The following is a 21,067-nucleotide window of genomic DNA, read 5'->3' as shown; positions in this document are numbered from 1 at the left end:
GTTTACTTTTGGCTAAAATCTAATAACCCTAAAAGGGTTAGTGACATTAACGATGGGTAAAACCCATCGATAACCAAGCCAGAACATCCCCAAAAAACCCTGAAAGGGTGTAGGAATCCAACGGTTAAAATTCATTACAAAATAAGAAAATCTTATTCTCAAAAACCCTGAAAGGGTTAATGAAGCTAACGATGGGTAAAACCCATCGACACCCAAGCCAGAACCTACCCAAAAAACCCTGAAAGGGTGTAGGAATCCAACGGTTAAAATTCAAAGAAAAGAAAATCTTAAACCCAAAATACCCTGAAAGGGTTTGTGACGCTAACGATGGGTAAAGCCCATCGATAACCAAGCGCGAACATCCCCAAAAACCCTGAAAGGGTGTAGGAATCCAACGGTTAAAATTCAAAGAAAAGAAAATCTTATTCTCAAAAACCCTGAAAGGGTTAATGACTCTAACGATGGGTAAAACCCATCGACACCCAAGCCAGAACCTACCCAAAAAACCCTGAAAGGGTGTGGGAATCCAACGGTTAAAATTCAAAGAAAAGAAAATCTTAAACCCAAAATACCCTGAAAGGGTTTGTGACGCTAACGATGGGTAAAGCCCATCGATACCCAAGCCAGAACATCTCCAAAAAAACCCTGTAAGGGTGTAGGATTACGACCAAAAAGAAATTCAGTCCCAGACATACCTTTCATCATACTCCACTTTATATTTCTTTAGGAAAGATCTATACTCTTCCTGAAAAGATTTTTTGGAATGGTGTTGATGTTGATTTTGAATGTATTTTACCACTATATCAATCTCGCTTGGATTTACAGAAAATGCACCATACCCATCTTGCCAATAAAATGAATCAATGTCTTGACCTATTGTTTTCACCCATTTTGAAGATTTAGATTTCAATTCTTTTACAAACTCCATTAAAGCAATCTTTTTAGAGAGCATACACAATATATGAACATGATCAACATACCCACCTACTATAATTGAAGGTGATTCATAATGATTACAAATCCCTCCTAAATAGCTATGAATGCGGCTTTCAATATCTGGTTTAATAAGCGGCATTCTATGCTTAGTGCTAAATACAATATGGATATAATTTTTTACTAACGATTGTCCCATAAAACAAATCCCTGAAAAAGGGTTTTAGATTAAAAATTTAATTAAAAATACTGAGAAGCTTAATTTTCGATGTGCCAAATTAGTTTGATATTATCTGTTTTAATGCTCTATCAATTTAATTTAAATGTTTTTAAATTCCAAAATTGAAATTAACATCTTTCAATAGCCCTTTCAGGGCTGGGGAGGTAGCGTGACGATACATTTATTCAATGGGTTTTACCCATTGCTAATATCAATTGCCCTTTCAGGGCAAGATGGAGCTCTAGCCTATTTATTCAATGGGCATTACCCATTGTTAGTATCAAATGCCCTTTCAGGGCATTTTGCATTTTACGATACATCAAGAATTTTAAAAGCTAAAAATCTGATTGCTTTTGGATAAAATCTAATAACCCTGAATGGGTTAGTGACGCCAACGATGGGTAAAACCCATCGACACCCAAGCCAGAACCTCCCCAAAAAACCCTATAAGGGTGTAGGAACCCAACGGTTAAAATTCACAGAAAAGAGAATCTTAATCTCAAAAACCCTGAAAGGGTTAATGAAGCTAACGATGGGTAAAACCCATCGACACCCAAGCCAGAACCTCCCCAAAAAACCCTATAAGGGTGTAGGGATCCAACGGTTAAAATTCATTACAAAATAAGAGAATCTTAATCTCAAAAACCCTGAAAGGGTTAGTGACATTAACGATGGGTAAAACCCATCGATAACCAAGCTAGAATCTACCCAAGAAACCCTGAAAGGGTGCAGGAATTATCTGATTATGAGAAAAAAAACGCCTACCGAAAGAAAGCATCTTTCAGTAGGCGTTCTGTTCCTAGGAACCTAGGATCTTATCTTTACTTAGTAATTGCTTCTAATATATCATGTTTTGTAATGATGTGAATCTGATGTTTATCATCACGTACCAAAACAGCTTTTTCTTTGTCCACCATCGATGAAAGCACATCCAGCGTACTATCCAAAGCGACAAACTTCATCGAATCTTCCATCACTTCCGACACAGGTGAATCTTTGAGGTTTGGGTTATCGATGATTTTGCTCAAAAGCTTATTATCTGTAATACATCCGACTACATTTCCATTGTCCATTACTGGAATCTGGGAAATACTGGTGCTATTCATCAATGCAATCGCTTCTCTTACTTTGTCTGATTTTTGGGTAACTACTAGCTGATAGCTTCCATTTCTAGATGCAATGATATCTCTTGCAGTTCCAAATGATCTATCTTCCAAGAAGCCATGATTTCTCATCCAATCATCATTATAAACTTTCCCCAAATACCTTGTGCCGTGGTCAGGAAGAATAATGACCATTCTATCTCCTTCTTTAAGGTGCTCCTTGGCATATTCCAAAGCTCCATGCACAGCCGATCCACATGACCAACCGACAAAAAGACCTTCTTCTCTCGACAACCTTCTTGTCATCACAGCCGAATCCTTGTCAGTCACTTTCACAAAGTGATCGATCATGTCAAAATCTACATTTTTGGGCAAAATATCTTCACCAATACCTTCAGTCAGATATGGATAAACTTCATTTTCATCAAATATGCCTGTTTCTTTATATTTTTTGAATACAGAACCATAGGTATCAATTCCCACAGTGATGATATCTGGGTTCTGCTCTTTCAAATATTTGGCAGTGCCACACATAGAACCACCAGTACCAACACCAGCAGCATAATGGGTAATTTTCCCTTCTGTATCTTTCCAAATTTCAGGGCCTGTAGTTTCATAATGCGCCTTCCAGTTGGATAAGTTATCGTACTGATTTGGGTAAAAAGAATTGGGAATATCTTTGTTCAATTTCCTTGCTACAGAATAATAAGACCTTGGATCTTCTGGGGACACATTAGTTGGGCAGACGATTACTTCCGCTCCTACGGCTTTAAGAATATCGATTTTTTCCTTTGACTGCTTGTCAGCCATGGTGAAGATACATTTGTACCCTTTTGCGATTGCTGCCAAGGCCAAGCCCATCCCAGTGTTACCACTTGTTCCTTCAATGATCGTCCCTCCTGGTTTCAGAATACCTTCTTTCTCCGCATCCTCTACCATTTTGATGGCCATTCTATCTTTCATAGAATTACCTGGATTAAAGTATTCCACTTTCACCAAAATTTCACCTTTGATGCCCTGATTGACTTTATTCAGGCGGACCAAAGGTGTATTTCCTATTGTTTCAATTATTGAATTATAAATCATAAGATCGCTATTGCTAATTTGGCTGCAAGTTACGAATAATTTTAAAGGGGATCTGTTGGGGTGTTGAATTTTTGGGGGAATGATTTGGGGTAAACAATCATCAAATAAAATGAAATTGAAAGTTTTGACTAGATTTTGCTTTAAAAATCATCAAAGCTCCTTAAACTCCACCCTTCTCACCAAATCCATCGCGACATGCAACATCACTGCTGTGACTATGAACATCCCCAGCGAAATACCCAACATCCCTAAGGCAAATTGCTTGGATACAATGTACACAAATACACCTCCTCCAATAGCTGGAAGTATCCCAAACATCAATACACCAATAATCAAAACAGGCTTAATCAGCTTTCTGTCCCATCCCTCATCAAACCCTACATTGGTACAAAGTGTCATGGCAAATCCTGACATATAAAACGCAAGCATACAGAAGATAAATGTCGGAATCAACCAAAGACTTAAAGATGCTATCAAAACTGTCGGTACGATCAATATAGTAGCAAAAATCAAAGTCTGCATCACATCCAGCTTGATCATGTTCCAGAATTTCGATGACCAACTTGCAGGTATCAAAATGAAAAACGGTTTTTTCAAATCACCAACATTGTTTCTGCCCATCCCGGCAAAAAAGTAGATGAAGATCAACATCAGCAAATAGAAATAGATCACCTGGTGTGCAAACCAATCAAATTTAGAAAGTACTGCAAAAATCACCCCTAACCCAGCAAAACCCAACCCGTACAAGCCAAACAGAGGGTGGAAATCTTGTCTGGAGCTATGGACGTAATTCCTCCAATAGAGTGCTTTGCCACCAAACCCAAAGTTTGGAATATCTAATTGTTTTTTGGCATTCAAACTCATTGTAGATTCTGAAGCTTGGCTTTTGCCAGTCGCTTTTTCTTTTACCTCTTCTTTGGACTGGGTCGATTCCAATACATCTTCATAGTAATATCCAGAATGTACCAAGACCAGCTTAAGGATAATGAAGAATGTAATGGCATAGACTGCCACAAAACCGAGGACAATCAAAATGTTTTGATGACCTGCAAACATCAATATTGCACGGCTCCAGCCTATCAAAGGAAAGAAATCAAACCATGGAGACGCTATCCAAAGAAACATTCCCTGCCAAAATTTTTCTGCCATCAATCCGGGAATCAGGATCATCAACCCCAATATTACACCCAAAACAAAAACACCCGTCTTGAAATATCCAAGTATATTGTATTTGGTATGTAAAGTGTAAACCAAGAACTTGATGGGAGATAGGATAAAAATAAACAGTGCCAATCCAATTGCCATGATACAGATCTGCCAGACTTCAAGATCAAAGGTCTCCACCAATTGCGAACTTGCATAGATCATAAAGAAAATACTTCCACCAATAGCTGGCAAAAGTGACCTAATCATATAATAGACCAATATATTGGCTGGTGAGGATGGCCCTGTAAATAAATAATTCACATCTGCCATACTGAAGAAACTCACATTCTTTTTGGTAGCTCTGAACAACTGGAAAACCAGAAATACCAATGCCAAAAATGTCAAACTCCCAACCAGAACAGCCATCCCATAATTTATATCAACAGCTCCTTTTGCAGCTTCTTGCAGCTTTTCAAGATCCTCAGGATTGACACTTTCAGTGGATTTTCCTGTTCTCCTAAAATAGAAAAAACTGAAATACCCCACTACAAAAATATAAGGCAAAAGTCTCAAAGGGTTTTTGAGAATCAGCTTAATATTATTGATAAGGATAAAAAGATCTTTTCGGAAGAGTAATTTTATTTCATTCATCTTTTGTCAATTCTAAGAATAAGTCTTCCAAACTAGAATCATTTCCCTTCATTTGCAGCTTTAGGTTTTCCAAAGTATCATTACCCACGATGTTGCCACTTTTCATGATCATTATCCTATCAGCAATACTTTCCACACTATCGATCAGATGGGTACTAACCAAGATGGTCTTTCCCTGTTCTTTGAGTTCTTTGAAAATCCTTTTAGTATTTCTAATTGCTTTTGGATCCAAACCAATCATTGGTTCATCAAAAAACAAAATCTGTGGATCAGGAAGCAAAGCACAACAGATCGATACTTTCTGACGCATTCCTTTTGACAAATCTCTACCTAGCTTATCTTTCTTATCAGTCAAGTCATAAGTTTCAAAAAGTACTTCACTTTTTTCTTGCCAATTTTCAACACTATATGCTTGAGCGATGAACTGCATGTGCTCTTTGACAGTCAGCAAGTCATAAACACTTGGAGTTTCAGGAATATACGAAAAGAGCTTTTTTGCCCCTACTTGCATGTGATCAATTCCACCAATATAGATTTCGCCGGAAGTTTTCCTGAGCAAACCTACTATACACTTCATGGTTGTACTTTTCCCTGCTCCATTTGGCCCCAAAAGCCCAACTACTTCCCCTCCTTGTAGCGAAAAAGTTATATCGTTCACCGCATTCGCCTTGCCGTATTTCTTTACTAAACCAATAACTTCTAGCATTTCTGAAATTTTTTGAAAGCCCAATTTAATAATTAGCCTTCAATATATGCTAAAAAATCATCCCTAAGCGAATGAATAAGTTATTGAAAACAAATTTTTCTTCAAAAAGTGATTCGAAACCCGGTGGAATTCCATCCACAGGAGTGGCTACGCCTGTAGTCAATCGCCCTTCATACGATCTGGCATATTGCTTCTTGAAGCCTATTGCAAACGAATACTTATCGTTCCCAGATTTATCCTTCTTTCTCAATCCAATGGCTGGACTAGCCACAACCCCCCCTTCATTCCAAGACTGAAACCCATTTTCTGTTACTTTCTTCTGAAACCAAGCTGAACCATACCCAAGATCTAAACTGCTGTAAAAAGAATATTTTTTCTCAGGAGTTATGGTATGTTTCCAACCAAAACCTATCGGCATCAGACTAAAATCAGGATATGTGTCAAATCCTACAAAAAACCCGATTGTATTGAATTTATCGATTTGAACCCCATGGAAAGATTGTAATGAAAAATTAACTCTTTCCCCCTGGTTACTTGTTCCTAGCAAAGCTCCAATCTCAGCATGATGAACATAAGAGCCAACTTCCCTTTGAGAATAGGAAAATTGGCTCGTAAAAAACAAAACAGTAAATAATAGAAATAACCTCACTTAAACAACTATTGGATTTTTGACATTTATACAACTCAATTGAACCAGTTTGTTTGGCGTCGAATAATCAAACTGACAAACGCCATCAGGACCTATTACAATCAATGATTTTGGACCAGGAATGATGTCCACAGATTTTAAAGATTTGAGATATTCAAGCTGATTCTTATCGATATTCATCACATCTGCTACATTGAAGCTTTTGAGTCCATGCCTGCCTTCAGCCAAATACAAGTAATCTCCAGCAAGACCTAAACCGTGGGGATTTTCCATTGGATATGATTTCAGCAACTTAGGCGAGTAAGGGTCTTCTATGTTAAGAATCTGAAGTTCATCAACTCCAAACCTACAATTGACGCCAGTTCTCAAAGTTACAAAAGCATAGGTTTCATTGACAACAACAGGATCGCAAGCTGTCACGTGCTGATAGACTGACATTTGCTTAGGATCTGAGGGAGAACTGGCATCATAGATATGCATACCTGTGTTTGAACCGATAAATAGTTTATTTTGAAAAGGAAAAATAGTCTCTATTCCCCAACCTAAATTGATATTTTTAAGAAAATCAGGATTATCTGATTGCTCTACATTGAAAACCCTAAGCGAATATTCATCTACTGCATAAAGGTGTGCATTCATCAAAGTAAATCTTGCCATGGATCCACCTTGCCCGTAGCTTTCTCCTCCACCTCTGGAAGCATCGGAATTCATGGCTAACATTCCTCCTCTATTCCAAAAAATATTACCCCAACCCCATCCCCATCCGCGGCTGAATTCAGAATCCATGGTCAAAACGGTATCTTTCAAAGTCATAAAAGTTCCTGTACCTCTTTCAGTGTACATACTTTCAAAAACATCTTCAACTCTTTTTATTTGTTGGATATTTCTTGGATTGCTTATATCAAAAACCAAAAGATCAAGATAATTATCAGCATAAAGCATATTGCTATTTACTGCCAAGTCAACATTTCCCGGGATTTTGAGAAAATTGACTGTGATGGGGTTAGAAGGGTTTGAATTATCTAGGATATGAATTCCTTTCTGTGGCTCGTTGATAAACAAAAAATCCTCATAAATATAAATTTTCCCAGGGTTTTCCAGTTCTTTACCAGGCTCAATAATTGCCTCGGAAGTTCTAAAATCATTCATTTGCAAATAAACAGGCATCTGAGTTCTATAAGTATATGTACTTGTAGTCTGATCCTGACATCCCTGAAAAACCAACATAATTAACAGAGCGAAGGGAAGGAGCCGCAATTGGATGGGCAATTGGAAGGTAGATTTCATATCATAAATAATTTTGAAAAAAGACGATTTAGGAAAATTTTACTGACTTACTTCTCTAAGACGTAAAATGTTATGTAAACGCTACATGATTTTATATTTATTTTTAAATTTTAAAAATTTCCTGTTGCGTAGTATGCTTTTTGGAGAGTGCATGTCCTAAGTGATAAATTTTCCGCAAATAGATAGCCCATAGCGCATATATCATACTTCGGTCAGCAAGCATAAGAAGTGGTTGATCTCAGAGTTTTAACACCAAACACTCCAAGTGAAAAGTACTTTACAACAAATGCCATATCTGAATCCTAACAGAAACATCGATAAACCCAAAGATTCAAGTTGTTTATTTCAAAATCAAATCATTAGACCTTTATTTATGAAGCTCTCAAGGGATTTTATTCTCGAAAATCAAGAGGATTTTGTGAAAACCAACCCCTAGGCATTTTGATTAGCTCAGTTTGAATGACACCTTGCTTGTTTGGATCTTCATTGAGGGCAGCAAACAAGAAAGACCTATCAAATGGCAAAGAGATCATTTTCCTGAAATGTTCAGCATTCACTCTAACTGCAGTATAGTTCATTTTTGAAAAATCATATCTAACCATAAGCCTATTATGTAAAATATAAAACACCTGTGTATCTTTTTCTCCGTTAGCAAAATCTCCATCAATATATCTTGACCATAGAAAGCCAGCATTATTTGAAGTCTCTCCTGACTCAAGTCGCAAATATTGATGTAGAAATGATAGGTGAAAGAACATGTCTTTTAAATAATGGAATTTAAAAGGGTTGATACCTTTAGCAACTCTCCAAGGAGCTTCTTCATTTTTCACTTTTTCCGTTTTTGGATCGAATATGTGAAGAACATTTCCATTGCCTGCACTTGGTATTATAAAAATGGAATTCCCATCAGCTGAGGTCCTCACATATTCCACTACATGATTATAAGTGACGAACTCACTTTCAAAGATCCTTTCAGTATTCTCTTCAAAATTCCTAATTTGGTAGTCTTTTGAAGCATCAATTATTCTGATCTTACCTCCACTCATTCCGTCTGATAAAAAAGAAACCAATCCTATCCCGGATTTGGAAAACGCCACACTATATGGCAAAATGTACGGATGATCAGGATGATCGAAAGGAATTGGTTCTTTAAAAATAGGAATTTTATGTACGACATTAAGGTTGTGATATTCTAAAACCCAAATTTCAGGATAATCATAATTAGTCAAATAAACCAATCCATCATAAGGACTAACATGAACATCATGGGGAGAAAATGGCAGATCTATTTTTTGCTCAATAGTCAAATCCTCAGAATTTATCTTGTACAATCGATTTGGTTCCAATGCTGTCATCCAAACTGTCTTACCATCTTTGTCTAATTGCATAGAAGCAACTCGCCCTGCAAAAACCTTTTTTTGTTGAAACAAATCTACATTTACTTCTTTGGTAAAGATTTTTCCAGAAGAATTTTCACCTTCAATTTTAAAAATTAGATTTGATCCGCTAAAAAAATCCCTTGATTGAATTACAATTTGTTTCGCTTCAGAAATCAGATCTACGGTAAATCCTGGGAAACTCGAATGCCCATTTGCAATCGTGATTTTAACTTTCTCAAGCGCTTCATTATAACCAATAACAACAGAGTCTGGCTCATTTTTCAAAATTTCTCCAGGCCTAAATCTTGTACTGATTACTTCTAACTCAGAAGGAAAAACCTCCTCTTTTTTTTCAATGGTAGTTTCTTCCCGAGAATAAAAATCACAAGAGAAAACAAAAAAAAACAAATAGACGATTAACAGAATAGAGCGCTTATTCATAAGAAGTGAAATTTAGCAAAACTATTCATTTATTTTTAAAAAATAAAAACATGTAAGTCAAATAATTACAGTTAAAAAAAGTAACTAAATCATTTAAATGAAATAGGGCTATTCAAGCTTTTTTTCCATCTTTCTCTCGAAATTCTCAAACAGCTTTACAAAGGAATTTATAATCCGATCTACCAATTCATTCTGGGTGTTTTCTGGATATATTGGGTTGTATTTGATCCTTAAGATTATCATATCGAGCCAACCTTGGCCATCATCAATCAAATCTTCATGGAATGCTTCTACTGTAATATCTCTGGAACCACTAAATCCTGAATGTCCTTGATTCCTGAAAAATTCCGTGATTGTCTTTAAGGTCAATTCATGAGTCAATTCAAATACCCGAACAATCTGGGCTTCTGTTTTGGCATCCAAACCTTTGTTTTTAGCTGATTTTATGACAGCTTTCAGCTCTTCTAAGGCTTCTTGAAAATCCGAAAAACATTTTTCACAGGTCAAGGGTGCAGTTTTCATGGCTATTTTGTTTTCATTCAAGATAGGTTTTTTCTTTCATTCTCCGAAAAAATCAGCTAAATATTTTCGTTTCTTGCAAAGCAATCAGAAGCCACATCATTAAAATAGTTAATAATGTTTTTTTGATTTTTCTTTATCCTCTTCATCTATTCAATTGTCCTGCAAGGGCAAATGTTCAACTGAAATCTTTTTAGACATCGGGTCATAATCCGATGCTTGGATCATAAGCCCTTTCAGGGCTATCTTGAGTTTCAAACCCCTCTTGTATCTCGCTTCCTTTCTCTTGATTCTCAAACGCTTCTCTTCTCGACTTTCACCCTTCCTAACTATGTAATCTAGATCATTTCCCTTTCATCTTTAATCATTTCTCCTTCATCCATCTCCCTACCTTATGCTATAACTCTGCATAAAGGGCTGTCCATTTGATGCAAATCCTTCAAGAAGTAGTCTGCCACTGAATTTTTCCAAAAACGCCCCCACTTTTTCGGGATTGATGGCTGGGTCGCCATTTATTTGGGTTAGTACAAAGCCATTATTCAATCCCAAATCTCTCAAATATCCTCTCGTCAAGCCTACTATCTTCACGCCATTATCTACACCCAACCTATCTTTCTCAATGGCATTGATCGCTTCCAGACGAGCTCCCAACAATGCCGAAGTGTAAAACTCCCTCTTAAGGACTCCTGTCCCTCCATCTAAGTTTTGAAGTGTAAGTTCAGCATTTTTCACATCTGATTTTCTTTGGAATGTGAAATTCAGACGATCTCCAGGATAATAATATGACAAAACTTCTTCAAAGCTCCCTTTTCCTGTTACATTAAAGCCTTCCACTCTTGTAATCACATCATTTTTTTGAATTCCAGACTTTTCAGCAGCTCCTCCACGCAGGACATTGGTGACAATAACCCCATCCAAGGTGTTTAATTTCATCTCCTCAGCCAATTCTGGAGTAATCTCAACAACATCTACTCCTGGAAGCGCTTTTTGTACTTCTCCAAACTTGATAAGGTCATTTGCAATTTTCATTGCTATATCCACAGGTACAGCAAAACCATACCCCGTATAGGAACCTGTTCTCGATAAAATCGCCGTATTGATCCCTACCAATTCTCCTTTAGTATTTACCAAGGCTCCACCTGAATTCCCTGGGTTGATCGGAGCATCTGTTTGAATAAATGATTCCAAAGGAAAATCCCCGCCCAATATATTTATCTGTCTCTCTTTTGCGGAAACTATTCCCGCTGTCACTGTTGAAGTCAAATTAAAGGGATTCCCTACGGCAATCACCCATTCTCCAATTCTCAAATCTCGGCTACTTCCTTGCTTTATTGCAGGCAAATTCCCTGCTTCTATCTTCAATACAGCAATATCAGTATTCTTATCTGTACCTATCAACTTTGCCTGATAAGTTCTCTTTTGATGAACTACCTCAATAGTCTCTGCTCTATCGATTACATGATTGTTGGTAATAATGTAACCATCCTGACTCAGGATAACCCCAGAGCCTGTACTTACACGTTGATTTGGGCCTGTCCCGAAGAAATAATCAAAAATTCCATATCGCTTATAGTCTGTTCCGGAAAAATTTTTGATAAAGACAACAGAGGGAGTGCTTTTTTCGGAAGCTTCAATAAATGACACAGGGGAATTGGGGACATTTGTGATAAATGCTTCTGCATCAAAATTGACTTGTTGTCTCTGAAATGACTCTTGATCAGGAAAAACGTTATCCTGCACTTGAGGATTTGCCATAAACTCTTGGAACACCCATGCCCCTCCAATTCCGGCAAAGAAAGCGAGTACTAATAACTTGAAATTTTTCATCATTTAATTTTTAACGATTATTCAATTTTTCGGTTAAATAGAATAGTTAAATTATGTAAAAAAAACACCGATTTTCATGCCAAATCGACGAAAAGTCAAAAAGACTGAAAAATCACAAGGAAAAGTCTTTGAACCTTGTAATTTTGTCAGACTTAAGGAAGGGTGAGAAAGTTAGACTTAGAATTATTGACTTATTTAAACCCAAATTGCCTAATACAAATTATTTCATGTCAGAAAAAAGAAGAGTTGCCATTTTAGGCTCTACGGGAAGTATCGGAACACAAACCCTCGATGTCATCAAATCAAACTTAGACAAGTTTGAAGTAGAAGTACTTACAGCCCAAAACAATGCTGATCTGCTGATTCAGCAAGCTATTGAATTCAAGCCCAATTGTGTAGTCATTGCCAATGAATCGCTTTACGAAAAAGTCAAGGAAGTACTACTTCCCATGGATATAAAAGTGTATGCTGGCGAAAAAGCATTGGCTCAGGTAGTGGAAATGGACACCATTGATGTAGTTTTGACAGCTTTAGTTGGATATGCAGGGTTGATACCAACGATCAAAGCCATAGAAAGTGGTAAGCAAATAGCTTTGGCAAACAAAGAGACACTTGTGGTAGCTGGAGAATTGGTTACCAAGTTGGCAAGGCAAAAAGGTGTAAATATATATCCTGTAGATTCTGAGCATTCTGCGATTTTTCAATGTTTGGTAGGTGAATTTCACAATCCAATTGAAAAAATCATCCTTACAGCTTCGGGAGGCCCATTTAGGGGAAAAGATAAGAAATTCCTTGAATCGGTTACTAAAGCACAAGCTTTGAAGCATCCAAATTGGGATATGGGTGCAAAGATTACCATTGACTCAGCATCTTTGATGAACAAAGGTTTGGAAGTAATCGAAGCAAAATGGCTTTTTGGAATCAATGCGAATCAGATAGACGTTATAGTGCATCCACAATCTATTGTACATAGTTTGGTTCAGTTTGAAGATGGTTCGATCAAAGCGCAACTTGGACTTCCAGATATGCGTATTCCTATTCAATTTGCATTGAGCTTTCCCGAAAGGTTGCGATCGGATTTCCCAAGGTTCGATTTCGTACAATATCCAAGTTTGACCTTCGAACAGCCCGATATGGAGACATTTCAGAATCTGAGATTGGCATTTGAATCATTGGAAAGAGGTGGTAATGCGCCATGTATATTAAATGCCGCAAATGAAATCGCTGTGGCTGCATTTTTGCGGGAGGAAATAGGTTTTCTGGAAATGTCAGACCTTATTGCAACTTCATTGGAAAAAGTGGATTTCATCAAGCAACCAAGCTTGCAGGACTTTGTTGAGACAGACAAATTAACCAGAATAGTAACAGAAGAATTAATCAAGAGTAAAAAATAAATAATGGATACATTAATAATGGTAGGTCAGCTTTTGCTTGGGCTATCTATTTTAGTTGGGCTACATGAATTAGGCCATTTGCTTACAGCCAAGATGTTTGGCATGAGAGTAGAAAAATTTTCAATAGGATTCCCTCCAAAAATCATAGGTTTTCAATGGGGCGAAACAGAATATTCAATTGGTGCTATTCCACTTGGAGGTTTTGTAAAAATCTCTGGGATGGTGGATGAATCAATGGATACTGAGCAAATGAGCTCAGAGCCACAACCATGGGAATTTAGATCCAAACCTGCTTGGCAAAGATTGATCGTGATGCTTGGTGGTATTATAGTCAACGTCATCACAGGTATTTTGATCTTTGTTGCTTTGGTTTATCAAAAGGGTGAGACTTACTATTCCAAAGAGCAAGTTGTAGAGCACGGAATTGTAGCTTATGATATTGGGAAGCAAATAGGTTTGCAGGATGGAGACAAAATACTCGACATCAATGGAGAGCCATATCAGAGTCTTTCAGAAATAAGTGGTGGTGATGCGCTTTTGAGTACAGATGGGTATTATACCGTGGAGAGAAATGGGGAAATAATTCAGGTGAAAATCCCAAGAGGATTTATCAATTCCTTCTCAAATGAAGAAAGCATGTCCAACTTCATCCACATTAGGATGCCTTTTGATATTTTTGAAGTAACCAAAGGGACTGAGGCCGAAAGAGTAGGATTACAAAAAGGAGATAAATTTATAGAAGTAAACGGTCAGCCTGTCAAGTATTTTAACGAATGGCAAAATGCTTTAGCTGAAGCTGCCAATAGCGAAGTTTCTATTAAAATTGATCGAAACGGCCAAGAAATTGACAAAACTGTCAAAGTAGCTGAAGATGGCACCCTAGGCTTTCAGATCAATCCACTATTGGAGCCTGTATCTAAGAAGTTTGGATTTGCAGAATCGATTACAAAAGGAACTGAGAAAGCATTTGGGGTTGTGATAATCAATGCGAGAGCTTTGGGACGTATGTTTACAGGTGATGTTTCTCCGAAAAATGTTTCCGGCCCTATCGGAATGGCAAAAATATATGGCAACAAATGGGACTGGACAAAATTCTGGAGCATTACTGGATTGATATCTATGATACTGGCATTCATGAATTTGTTGCCTATTCCAGCTTTAGATGGTGGCCATGTAGTATTCTTATTGTACGAGATGATCTCAGGCAAAACCCCATCAGATAAATTCCTCGAAAATGCTCAAAAAGTGGGCATGGTAATGCTTTTGGCGCTAATGGTATTTGCTATTGGAAATGATATTTTGAAGCTTTTCACAGGCGGATAATTCCGTCCAAATAAAAAAAGATTAGTAGGTCAAAGAAAATTTTCTTTGACCTATTTTTTTTGAATTTTATTTTTTGTAGAATTGATGCTTCACCCCTGATACATAGCTTGTAAAAGTATAATGAAAGAAAAATCAATATCTTTATTCATCCTCATAATGGCAGTAGTTTTTTTGCCTATAAATGTAAGTTTGTCACAAACACTCCAAGATGAAGGAGGATTCGTAATCTTAAAATCGAGTCAGAAAAAAAATGGTGTAGTATCTTTCAATCCTTCCAAAAGTCCTGGGGAAGTTGTTTTTTTAGATCCTCTTACTTCTGCAGTCACTACGTATAGCACTACAGAACTAGAGGGATTTGGTACAGACTCAGGCCTCTATTTTATTGAGAACATAAATATTGCAAAAAACCAGTTTACTCAAATATTGTTTCAAGGAGATATTTCTCTGTATGCAGTAGGTAAAAACCTCTTATTAGAACTCAAAAACAATGAATTACTGGAATTAGTAAATCCAGAAGGAGACAGAAATAAAATCATAAAAAACCTTGGGACATTAAGCTTTGTCACAACAGGACAATGCAATCCAACGACCAAAGTGGCACTTAAATCTTTCGTATATAAAGAAGAAAATTTGATCCAACTTTTAGAGCAGTTTCATAAATGTGAAAATTCACCATACAATAAGTATTACTACAATTATAAATTAGCAGTCATTAATATTCTTTTTGGGGTTGGATTAAATGCCTCTGGAATTTCTGATGGACAAGGCTCCTCTTCTCCAATCGAAATCAGTTCTAGTAAAACCATCTCTCCTAGCCTAACTTTTGGATTGTCAGCTTCCAATATAATTAGAATACCAAAAAAATATTTTGCCGATATTTTGTTTAGTTACAATTCTTATGAAAAAGAACTGATGTCAAGAACCATCGACCAAACTAATTTATACATAGGATCAATAAATTATAAACTATCTACTCTGGAAAGTGCCTTTATATTAAACTATAACCTTATTAAGAATGATAATCATCAAACTTATTTTGGTGTGGGAGTTCAACATAGCTACAACTTTATTGATCAAGACTTCTCTTTGGTAAACACCGAACTTTCTATGACCAATGAAATCATAGTACGGGAAATTACATGGCATGAAATAAAGAAAAGTACCATTTCACCTGTTGCGAAAATAGGGTATCGCAAACAATTAACTCCTAAAAACCAATTAGTAACAGAGCTCAATGTATCAAGAGTCTTTTCTTCTGAAAACATTTTACTATCAACAATGAGCTCAACTTACCATAGATTGAATGGCAGACTACTTTTAGGTATAACATTTTAATCAAACGTAAAATGAAAAACTCATCTAAAATCCTTGCACTAGTTTTGTCTATTCTCCTGCTTTATTCATGTCAAGAAGAAGCCGAAATTGAAATTGACAACCCACAGTTTAGCGTAGCTTACATACAAGAAACCTCTCAGTCAGGGGTATCACTATCTGCAAATGTTTATAATTCAGGAAAGGTAGAAATCATAGAACATGGCTTTATGATTACAAGATTTCCAATTATACCTAGGTTTGACAATTCTGAAATCTTCTCAATTCAAGGTGCACCATCAAAAACTTTTGAAGTAAAAGTCAACCATTCATTGGAAGCAACTAGAGACTACAATGTAGTCGCTTATATTAAAACAAGTCAAGGATATGTATATTCTGTTCCTGAAAAATTCAGAAGTGAAGGAAGTGATGGTTTCATTTTCGAAAGCATTGATATTAAGAATCCGATATACTTTGGAGACACTATTACGGTTTTTGGAACCAATCTCAGCAATCTAATTGGAAATTATGAAATCAATTTTAATGGGATAAAAGCAAACGTAGTCGCGATTTCTAGTGAATATTTCAAGTTTACCTTACCATTGATAAGTGATGACCCAAACACAATAAATTATAATTTTAATTTTAAAATTTCTGGAAAAACATTTAACGCATGGTTTCCAATCACTTTTAGAGAGCCTGAATTATACTTGCAAAATATTAATACATTTAATTTCATAGACACTGTTGTCATCAGAGGCAAATACTTAGGATCCAATATTCAAAATATTGAGAACAGAATGCTTAATGGTCAAAGCTCTTCTTTGGAAATTATATCTAATACAGACAGTCTGTTTTCATTTAAGCTTAACTCAAGCTTCATAAGTACCCAACCCACAGTCAACTTGACTTTAAGAAATCGAAGATTAAGTAATGTGAGGTTGTTTAATTTAAATCAAACTGAACTAGATCCCGATCAGGAAATAATTGGTGAATTTAAAGAAGAAAATAGCTACGAGATAACTGGCGAAAATTTTAATAGCAATATAATTAATGGAGAGACAATTCTAGTAAATGGAAATATCTCAACTGATTTTTATCCAGCTAGGTTACCTGAACCTAATAAACTATACATTAGACCGAATGGAATGCTTGAAGGTAGGGTCAACCAAATATCGATTAGAAGTATGGGGAAAGAATCAAATCACTCAGTAAAATTCACACAAACGAACCCCGACATCAAAACAAGCCAGCCTAACTTAAATAGTTTCAATTATTCTATTATATCACAACAAGCCAACTCATTTAATGGGTTTCGATCAAGAAAACTACTGACGATTGAGAATGCCATATTTGAAATTGATTTTGAAGCACAAGCAATTGTGAAAAAAATGGAAAACTGGTCAATTTTTAACAACCTCAATACAATATTCAATCTGCAACACAATGATCATGAATTATACATCTCCACATATAGCCAAGATCTTTTTGATCCAAAATTTTATAAGGTTGATCTGACTTCAAACACAATAAAAGAGCTCCCTTCTCTTCCAATAAAGTTATATAAACCTAGAAGAGTGTTTTCCACTTCTAGGTATCTTTATATAGAAGGAGGTCAATTAGCAGAAAATGTTGCTGTACTTGGTCAATTAACAAACCAACGATGGAGATTTGATTTGACAAATGAAACATGGGAAAAATTGACAAATGGAAATTTTTCTTCATCTCTTATAATCTTTGAAAAAGTTAACAAATTCAATAACAGCCCAATGCTTGTAGAAAAAGAAAACTCACAAATAAGGGTCATGAAATTTGAAGAAAACTTAGAAGGCTGGGTGGAAGTGAAAAAATTCCAAAACATAAATACTTCAAGAATTATCCAAGACTTCATTTTAATTGATTCAGATGTATTTACTATAGAAGAGGATGGTGCTTATAAATTGAATTTAAATACTGGTGAAGCAAACTATTTCAGTAGAGCAAACTATATGTATCAAAAACAAATCAATACAAATGCAATATTAATCGACAATAGTAAATTCGTGTATTTTACTCAGTATGGTTTTCTGGGAGAATTTGATCCTAAATACCTCTTAAACCCATGATTTAAATTCATATAACTAGCATGAAAGTAATGTAATTTACAGTTACTTTTTGTCAAATTGTCTATATCGAAATGATGATTTTCCCTATGGGCAGACTACATTTTGAAGTTGTTTAAAAAAACAAAATCCTTTTTTTATAAAAAATATTTAGTAGGTCAAAGAAAATTTTCTTTGACCTATTTTTTTTGAATTATTTTTTAGTTAGAATTGGTGAATATTTACTTTCGCTATATGAAAAAAATCTACATTCATTTTTTAACCTTGTTGATATTCAACTGTTTAACGAATGTCACTTTCGCCCAGAAAGATAACCCTTCCAAAGATTATCTTTATCTAAAAAACGGATCAACAGTTACAGGATCCATTGTTTTTAAAGAAAAGAAAAAACAAGGTAGTATCAAATTAATTGGGATTGATGGCGAAACTACTACATATTCTACTTCAGAAGCTGATAGTTTTCTGCTGGAAAATAATCAGAAATATGTGGTAAAAAACCTCAACACAAACCCCGAAGAGTTTGCTCAGCCTAATAAATTTGTTCAGATTTTGTTTGTAGGAGAATTTTCACTCTTAAAATCAAACGGCAAGTATTTTATCGAACTGGAAAATGGTGATATCCTCAACCTAAATAAGAAAAGTAACACATCAATTGTGGGAGGTTCAAAAAGTACCTCAAAAAGACATTTGAATATCTTAAGCTATCTCACTGCTGGCGAATGTAACCTTATATTAAAAGATGACCTAAAAAAAGTTTCTCTCAATGATCAGAGTTTGACCTCCTACATTGTCAAATATCATGAATGTAAGGAAACAGCTTACGCTAAAAACTTAAATAGCGCCCCGAAATTCAGAATGAGCATTTTGGCTCAAACTGGCATTGTACATACTAGCAGTAAATCAACGCCAAATTCGCTACCTACAACACAAAACCTTGAAAATCCCTTCTCTCCTATTTTTCTACTTGGCACTAGACTAGACTTCTACAGAGAATTACCAAGGGCATCAATGGACTTACTGATAGGCTTCAGTAGCCAAAACAACACCATCAATTTCATGCATGACAACCCTGTAGATAGGGTCACTGGTACAAGTACGTACACCAGGCAGGTAATTTCTGCACAATGGTTCATTAATTATTCTGTTGTCAAATCAAGAGCAATAGATATTTACTTTGGAGCAGGTATTATAAACAGAGTGAACTTCACGAAAAATCAATTTATGATATCGGATTATCATATGAAGGCTGAAGGAATCACATTGGTAAATGAGTTTGAAGCTGTCAAAATCAGTCCAACTACATTCAGTCCTTCTCTAAAACTAGGCGCTATCTTGCTAAAGAACCAAAACAGCAGACTGTCCGCCGAGCTTGTGATTGACTATACACCAAGTCAAATGACTATAAATCTCCCCAGATTAGTCTATTTTAATAGCTTAAACACTGGATTCATGATTGGGTACTCTTTTAGACAAATGAAATAATGAAAAAATTGATCTTTCTTTTTGGTTTGTGTATGTTCCTTTTTTCATGTGAAGAAGAGAAATTACCTGAAGTGACCAATCCTAGGTTTAGTGTAGCATATATTCAAGAAGTCGATTCCACAGGAGTCGTTTTTGCTGCTAATATTTATGATATCGGAAAGCAAAAAGTTATAGAGTATGGTTTTTATTATGGGAGATCCCAATTGGATCTTTTGGAAAATGGTGAGATCGTAAAACAAGCAGGAAAGCCCGATAAATTTTTCGAACTCAAAGCTAACTATTCACTAATCAAAGAACGTCAATACTTTGTGGCAGCGTATATCAAAACAAGTGAGGGGATTACTTTGTCAGAACCTACAAATTTTATAAGTCAGGGATCTACAGGTTTTATATATGAAAGAATTGAGTTTCCGGAAAATGCCTATTATGGAGACACAATCAGAATGTATGCCAGAAACTTAACCCAAAACATATCTAAATACAAAGTAAAAATCAACAATCAGCAAACAACAGTCATCAATGTTACAACAGAGTACTTTGAGTTTACAATTCCTGACGGAGCGACCTTCTCAAAATCACAAGATGTTAGCTTTGAAATTGAAGTCTCTGAAAAAAAGTTAACCCTTTACATTCCTTTCAATTTACGAGAACCAGAATTTTTGGTAGATGAAAATCGATTTCTGGATTTTTCCACCCTATTTATAATAAAAGGTAAATATTTCAGAACAAGCAGTATATATGTCGAAATAATTGATGGGCAATTCCCTTATTTTAGTGACAATATAACCGTGACGGATTCAACCATCGCATTCAAACCTATGGCATTTTTCAACACAAACTCACCTAAGTTCAATGTAGGAATAAGAGGACAAAAATATCTAGTAGAAAACAACTTCAAAATAAAACCAACAACCTTCGATCCCAATCAAGTTATAAATATTAATAGCGTTAAGCGTAAATCAGTAATACTCAAAGGAAATAATTTCAACTCCTTTGCACCATACCTTAATCCTCTTAAAATAGAAGACAACAGCATTGAATATGAGGTGATAAGTGTGACCGAAAATGAATTGGAAGTACTTTTTTACAGTAATGAGATAAATCAAAACAAAACAATCAATGTCTCAATTGTAAACGCTGGTATAGAATCAGCAAACAAAGTTCAGGTCAATATCATCGACCCTCGTACTCCAATCATGGATTTGAATAATGGTTCAGTAAGAGTATTCAGATCTATTGGGGACAAAATTTATTACATATCTAACGTAAAGTGTTTTAGACGCAATCTACCCAAAAAAATAACTATAATAAATAGATATATCAAGATTGCGTTTAAAACATAGTTGGACTAAGCTGGGCTATCCCTATGGGTATTTAAAATCTTTGTTTTCGAGGATTCTGATTTTTAGGTCGTACTTAATCAATAAATTGGCTCTGATATTCATCATTTATAACATTTTTCTTTTTCAACAAGACATACCAATCCCTTTGACAGAATCCCTGTTTAA

General features: G+C 35.7%; 15 protein-coding genes. 6 read left to right on the top strand and 9 right to left on the bottom strand.

The window, feature by feature from the left end; all coding sequences use genetic code 11:
• Positions 1–679 precede the first annotated feature (679 nt).
• The 9 genes from tnpA to MM213_RS12900 form a co-directional block, all read right to left on the bottom strand.
• A complete protein-coding gene (gene tnpA / locus MM213_RS12940; RefSeq protein WP_255806961.1) occupies positions 680–1,132 on the bottom strand; it encodes an IS200/IS605 family transposase in 453 nt (150 codons plus the stop codon).
• An 842-nt stretch (positions 1,133–1,974) separates the two neighbouring features.
• Complete coding sequence (locus MM213_RS12935) at positions 1,975–3,342, bottom strand: cystathionine beta-synthase (protein ID WP_241412820.1); 1,368 nt, start codon at positions 3,340–3,342, stop codon at positions 1,975–1,977.
• Positions 3,343–3,492: 150 nt separating this feature from the next.
• Positions 3,493–5,139: a putative ABC exporter domain-containing protein gene (locus MM213_RS12930; RefSeq protein ID WP_241412819.1), complete on the bottom strand. Its 1,647-nt coding sequence runs from the start codon at positions 5,137–5,139 to the stop codon at positions 3,493–3,495.
• Positions 5,132–5,845, bottom strand: a complete 714-nt coding sequence (locus MM213_RS12925; protein ID WP_241412818.1) for an ABC transporter ATP-binding protein — start codon at positions 5,843–5,845, stop codon at positions 5,132–5,134. Before MM213_RS12925 ends, MM213_RS12930 begins: the two co-directional genes overlap by 8 nt.
• A 49-nt stretch (positions 5,846–5,894) precedes the next feature.
• A complete protein-coding gene (locus tag MM213_RS12920) occupies positions 5,895–6,494 on the bottom strand; it encodes a hypothetical protein (protein ID WP_241412817.1) in 600 nt (199 codons plus the stop codon).
• Positions 6,495–7,781, bottom strand: coding sequence for a hypothetical protein (locus MM213_RS12915; protein ID WP_241412816.1), 1,287 nt, complete (start codon positions 7,779–7,781; stop codon positions 6,495–6,497).
• A 392-nt stretch (positions 7,782–8,173) separates the two neighbouring features.
• A complete protein-coding gene (locus tag MM213_RS12910) occupies positions 8,174–9,601 on the bottom strand; it encodes a YncE family protein (RefSeq protein ID WP_241412815.1) in 1,428 nt (475 codons plus the stop codon).
• Positions 9,602–9,709: 108 nt separating this feature from the next.
• Positions 9,710–10,123, bottom strand: a complete 414-nt coding sequence (locus tag MM213_RS12905; protein ID WP_241412814.1) for a nucleotidyltransferase substrate binding protein — start codon at positions 10,121–10,123, stop codon at positions 9,710–9,712.
• A 384-nt stretch (positions 10,124–10,507) separates the two neighbouring features.
• The gene (locus tag MM213_RS12900; RefSeq protein WP_241412813.1) at positions 10,508–11,950 is read right to left on the bottom strand and encodes a S1C family serine protease; all 1,443 of its coding nucleotides are present in this window, start codon (positions 11,948–11,950) and stop codon (positions 10,508–10,510) included.
• A 224-nt stretch (positions 11,951–12,174) separates the two neighbouring features.
• Between MM213_RS12900 and MM213_RS12895 the strand changes: the two genes are divergently transcribed.
• The 6 genes from MM213_RS12895 to MM213_RS12870 all read left to right on the top strand — a co-directional run bounded on the left by MM213_RS12895 (position 12,175) and on the right by MM213_RS12870 (position 20,902).
• Positions 12,175–13,341, top strand: a complete 1,167-nt coding sequence (locus tag MM213_RS12895) for a 1-deoxy-D-xylulose-5-phosphate reductoisomerase (RefSeq protein ID WP_241412812.1) — start codon at positions 12,175–12,177, stop codon at positions 13,339–13,341.
• Positions 13,342–13,344: 3 nt separating this feature from the next.
• Entirely contained in the window at positions 13,345–14,664 is a 1,320-nt protein-coding gene (gene rseP / locus MM213_RS12890; protein ID WP_241412810.1) for an RIP metalloprotease RseP, read from the top strand.
• Between the two features lie 120 nt (positions 14,665–14,784).
• Positions 14,785–15,999, top strand: a complete 1,215-nt coding sequence (locus MM213_RS12885; protein WP_241412808.1) for a hypothetical protein — start codon at positions 14,785–14,787, stop codon at positions 15,997–15,999.
• A gap of 11 nt (positions 16,000–16,010) precedes the next feature.
• Positions 16,011–18,080: an IPT/TIG domain-containing protein gene (locus tag MM213_RS12880; RefSeq protein ID WP_241412806.1), complete on the top strand. Its 2,070-nt coding sequence runs from the start codon at positions 16,011–16,013 to the stop codon at positions 18,078–18,080.
• A gap of 231 nt (positions 18,081–18,311) precedes the next feature.
• On the top strand, positions 18,312–19,559 hold the full coding sequence (locus MM213_RS12875; RefSeq protein ID WP_241412805.1) for a hypothetical protein: 1,248 nt from the start codon (positions 18,312–18,314) through the stop codon (positions 19,557–19,559).
• The gene (locus MM213_RS12870; protein WP_241412804.1) at positions 19,559–20,902 is read left to right on the top strand and encodes a hypothetical protein; all 1,344 of its coding nucleotides are present in this window, start codon (positions 19,559–19,561) and stop codon (positions 20,900–20,902) included. The genes MM213_RS12875 and MM213_RS12870 overlap by 1 nt, the downstream gene beginning before the upstream one ends.
• Positions 20,903–21,067: the final 165 nt, after the last annotated feature.

The sequence above is a fragment of the Belliella alkalica genome (assembly GCF_022549785.1).
GTDB classification, from domain to species: Bacteria; Bacteroidota; Bacteroidia; order Cytophagales; family Cyclobacteriaceae; genus Belliella; species Belliella alkalica.
Note: the sequence above shows the minus strand (reverse complement) of the source record. Positions and strands in the feature narration are given on the sequence as shown.